At 32.6% G+C, this 4,144-nt stretch carries 3 protein-coding genes and 1 pseudogene; 2 read left to right on the top strand and 2 right to left on the bottom strand.

What is annotated here, in order from left to right; all coding sequences use genetic code 11:
* Positions 1-136, bottom strand: a pseudogene (locus ACOYLT_RS10435) (glutamate dehydrogenase); the annotation flags it as partial.
* A gap of 238 nt (positions 137-374) precedes the next feature.
* On the opposite strand from ACOYLT_RS10435, the gene ACOYLT_RS10430 reads away from it, so the two are divergent.
* Entirely contained in the window at positions 375-1,139 is a 765-nt protein-coding gene (locus ACOYLT_RS10430; protein ID WP_422853788.1) for a THC0290_0291 family protein, read from the top strand.
* 1 nt (position 1,140) lies between these two features.
* Here the strand turns inward: ACOYLT_RS10430 and hflX are convergent, their stop codons facing one another.
* Entirely contained in the window at positions 1,141-2,361 is a 1,221-nt protein-coding gene (gene hflX / locus ACOYLT_RS10425; protein WP_422853787.1) for a GTPase HflX, read from the bottom strand.
* 191 nt (positions 2,362-2,552) lie between these two features.
* On the opposite strand from hflX, the gene ACOYLT_RS10420 reads away from it, so the two are divergent.
* Positions 2,553-4,144 (top strand): choice-of-anchor J domain-containing protein (locus ACOYLT_RS10420; RefSeq protein WP_422853786.1); only part of this gene is annotated, 1,592 nt, incomplete at its 3' end.

Genomic DNA, 4,144 nt, shown 5'->3' with positions numbered 1-4,144 from the left:
TGTTTTGGTATTTTTTATTTTGTTCAATAAAAGGAATTACTGTTTCAGCAACTTCTAAAACGGCTTGCATAAATTCAGGCTCGTTAGCATTTCGTTTAGCAACCAATTCGATAAATGAGTTAACACTTTGTGACATAAAATTATAGTATTACTGTTTTTAAGAAAACGTTTTCGTAAAATCGTACAAATATACATTTTATTGAAATATTGGCATAATTTTTAAATTCTATTTTTCTGATGGCAATTAAAATTAATTTCTTTATCACCGAAGAGTATTTGTGTTAATTTATGACTTTTTGGCTCTTAGGGTTAAATTATTTTTTTTTGATAGCTATTTTTATATATTTGCTTTTCATTGAGCTGAAAAAAATTCCATGTATAAGAAAATCTTTATAACGATTGTTTTAGTATTTACTACAGCAAGCTTAAATGCCCAATTCTTTGATCGTTTGTATGGAGAAATTGGTATAACGGCTGGAGTAGCAAATTTTAAATCTGATTTTGGAGAAAGAGGTAGTTTTCAAAATTATATTCAAAACAACGGTTTCATTGTTACAGGGGTTTATTTCTTATCTTTTGATAACAATTATTCTAATCTTACCGATTATTTTAAATTGAGATTAGAACTATCGTATATGAATTGTGATTTGAAACACTATGGTAAGTGGGTTGACGAATCTAACCAAGGTGTTTTAGCAACACAATTAAGTGCTATGAAAGGAAATGTTCAGGCAGAAACTTTTGGAGTTCAATTAGAGTATTATCCATTTGGTCAAGATGATAATACGAGAGAAGATGGATTAATTCCTTACGTTAGTTTTGGAGGACAAATAAGTAATTATTCAACTAACATAAGTTCTAGTTTAGGTTCATTAGATACTCCGATAAGTACTCCAATTAAATATTTAAATGGAGGGATAAGACCAAAAAGCAATGGAATAGTTCCCTCTTTATCAACTAGTATTGGGTCAAGGTATAAGTTAACAACCTATACTTCATTAGTTTTAGATTTAAGGCTACAATGTTATTTTTCTGACTGGGTTGATGGTATGAATCCAAATAAGACTCTTTATCCTGAAAACAAATCAAATGACTGGTTAACTTCGTTTAACGTAGGTTATATTTGGTATTTCAAATAATTTAATTTTCTACAGCATTCGCATAATCGGGGTATAAAAATTTATTATAAGGGAAACGTGTTATATGAATTTCTCTCACAGCTTCATAAACTTTTGCTCTAAATTCTTCGAAATTTTCTTTATTAGTTGCTGAAATAAATAAAGTATTTTTTTCTCCTGCATTGTTCATCCATGTTGTCTTCCATTCTTCAAGTGTATAATGTTTATTTGTTTTTTCAGTAATTAAGTCGTCAGATTCTATTACTAAATGTTTGTAAGCATCTATTTTATTGAAAACCATAATGGTGGGTTTGTGATTGCTTTTGATGTCCTCTAAAATTTGATTTACAGAATTGACATGCTCTTCAAAATCAGGATGAGAAATATCAATTATATGCAATAATAAGTCTGCTTCCCGAACTTCATCAAGGGTACTTTTAAAAGATTCAATTAATTGAGTAGGCAGTTTTCTAATAAAACCAACGGTGTCAGAAAGTAAAAAAGGTAAATTTTTAATAACCACTTTACGAACGGTTGTATCCAATGTGGCAAATAATTTATTTTCTACAAAAACGTCACTTTTGCTAATCACATTCATCAAAGTTGATTTTCCAACATTGGTATAACCCACTAAAGCCACACGAACCATTGCGCCCCGATTACTTCTTTGGACAGACATTTGCTTGTCAATGGTTTTTATTTTTTCTTTAAGAAGGGCAATTCTATCCCTTACAATTCGTCTGTCGGTTTCAATTTCTGTTTCTCCAGGACCACGAAGACCAATTCCTCCTTTTTGCCTTTCTAAGTGAGTCCACATTCCAGATAGTCTTGGTAATAAATATTGACATTGAGCCAATTCCACTTGAGTTCTAGCATAAGAAGTTTCTGCCCTTTGAGCAAAAATATCTAATATTAAATTTGTTCTATCTAAAATTTTACAATCTAAAATTTTGGAAATATTTTTCTGTTGAGACGGAGAAAGCTCGTCGTCAAAAATTACAGTAGAAACATTATTTTCTTTAATGTAATAGCTGATTTCATCTATTTTTCCGGTGCCTAAAAAAGTCTTTGGATTGGGTCTTTCAAGTTTTTGATAAAATCTCTTAATCACTTGACCTCCAGCAGTAAAAGTTAAAAAATCTAATTCATCAAGATATTCATTTAATTTATCTTCACTCTGATTTTGAGTAACTATTCCAACAATAACTGTTCGTTCAAAATTTAGTATCTCTTTTTCTAACATTTCATCTAATTAAGTTACAAAAATAGCGATTTGAAAATGAAATAAATTAATAATTGTTTAACGAAATAATGATACTAAAAATTTTTCTTACTACAAAAATTATAGTAAAGGTTTCTTATTTCAGAAATTTTACTAAATTTGAATTTCAAAATTTTAAAAAACATAAAATCAATCTACTAAATTTTTATCGCATGAAAAAAATTATATTATTACTGTTGATATCATTCTTCTCAATTTCTGGCTACTCACAGTTGGCTTTGGAAGGATTTGAAAGCGGTATTCCTTCAACTTGGGCAGTATTTGACAACCTTGTTGGTACAAATCAAAGCTGGGGAATAAATAACGCTGTTGCTACTCCTCCAACAGTGTATCAAGGAAACAATGCTGCTTATGTCAACAGAGAAAACTTGGGCACTGAAGGACTTACATCTCAGGATTATTTAGCAACTCCACTAGTTACAATTCCAACAAATGGTCAACTTCGTTTTTTTACAAGGAGTTTTGCAAATGGTAATCAAGGAACTAAATATCAAATAAGAGTAGCTCAATCAACTGCATCACAAACTAATCCTTCGGCTTATGCTTTTGTAGAAGAATGGGATGAAATAACATTGAATGCTACATTTAATATATATGAAGAAAAAATAGTTAGTTTATCTGCTTATGCAAATCAACAAGTTTATGTATCATTTGTTAGAGTTCATACCCAACTTGCAGGGGGTATTAATGGCGCAGGAGATCGTTGGCTAGTTGATAATGTTAGTATTGTTCAACAATGTTTAGACCCAACGGGACTAGCTGCCAATGGAATAACACAAACTTCAGCAAATTTAACTTGGGGAAATCCCAGCGGTGCCACTTCATGGGAAATTGAAGTTATTCCTGCAACAGGTACTCCAACTGGTATAGGAACTGTTTATAATGGAACATTACCATATACTGTAACTGCCACAACTGCTGGAGCTGCTTTTACACCTTCAACTGATTATAAATACTTTGTGAGGGCTTTGTGTGGTTCAGGTGTCAGCAGTGTTTGGGTGGGTCCATTTCCATTTTCAACATCAACACCAGGAATAAGCTGCTCGGCTCCAATTATAATAGGAACATTACCCTATAGCACAACCGACAATACAGCAAATTATTCTGACAACACGGCTATTGAAGGTAGTCCGGGAGCATCTGGATGTGGTTCTACAAGTGGTTTTTTAAATGGTAATGACGTTGTATATTCTTACACGGCAACTACAACAGGAGTCATTAATGTTTCTATGACACCATCTGATACCTTTTCGGGAATTTTTGCTTACAACAGTTGCGCAAATATTGGCGTTAGCTGTATTAATGGTGTTGCAAATAGTAATACAGATGTTAGAGCATTTGACTTGCCAGTAACAGCAGGATCTACTTATTATTTTGTAATTTCAACTTGGGCTGCTCCACAAACAACGCCTTACACATTAACAATTCAACCAGTAAATTGTGCTCCTCCAACAACTTTATCAGCATCATCTATATTTCAAACCTCTGCTCAGTTATCATGGGCAAATCCCGGAGGAGCTACTTCATGGGAGGTAGCTGTTCAAACTGCTGGATCGGCTATTCCTTCTGGTTCTGGTGTGACAGCAAACACAAATTCAAATTATTTAGTTAATGGTTTAACTCAAAGCACAGCCTATCAATATTATGTTAGAGCTAATTGTGGAAATGGAACATTTAGTGCTTGGGCAGGTCCATTTCCGTTCAAGACACAGTGTGGAGCCTTCAATGTTCCTTTTCAAGAAGG

Origin of the sequence: Flavobacterium sp., from assembly GCF_049318185.1 — a bacterium.
Classification (GTDB): Bacteria; Bacteroidota; Bacteroidia; order Flavobacteriales; family Flavobacteriaceae; genus Flavobacterium.
The sequence above is the reverse complement of the archived record's forward strand: the minus strand, read 5'-3'. Positions and strand labels throughout refer to the sequence as shown.

What these genes read in the sequence shown, in the direction of transcription:
- ACOYLT_RS10430 (WP_422853788.1), top strand. Translation starts at nt 375, where the DNA reads ATGTATAAGAAAATCTTTATAACGATTGTTTTAGTATTTACTACAGCA.
- hflX (WP_422853787.1), bottom strand. Translation starts at nt 2,361, where the DNA reads ATGTTAGAAAAAGAGATACTAAATTTTGAACGAACAGTTATTGTTGGA.